Below are 255 nucleotides of genomic sequence, written 5' to 3'. Positions count from 1 at the left end.
CTTTGGGCTGCGGGACTGCAACAGTCATGTAACCGAACGGCGGGGTTTGGCCGTTCCAATTGCCCTGCTTCGCATTCGCTAGCATCGTCCGCGTCACGTGTTTTTGAATTTCTGCGGATTGATATTCGTCAAACAGCGACAACATGCCAATAGCGAGGTCGGATGCAGGGTCATCGCCAAACGCTTGCGTGATTGAGACAATTTTCACCTTGAAGCGGTGAAGTTGCCCTTTGTACTGAAAGAAATGCATAGCAT

General features: G+C 50.6%; 1 protein-coding gene. It reads right to left on the bottom strand.

All coding sequences use genetic code 11. The features are described from left to right. On the bottom strand, positions 1–255 hold a 255-nt coding region (locus tag EOE18_RS18370), incomplete at both ends, for a recombinase family protein (RefSeq protein ID WP_164852827.1).

The sequence above is a fragment of the Novosphingobium umbonatum genome (assembly GCF_004005905.1).
Lineage (GTDB): Bacteria > Pseudomonadota > Alphaproteobacteria > Sphingomonadales > Sphingomonadaceae > Novosphingobium > Novosphingobium umbonatum.
Note: the sequence above shows the minus strand (reverse complement) of the source record. Positions and strands in the feature narration are given on the sequence as shown.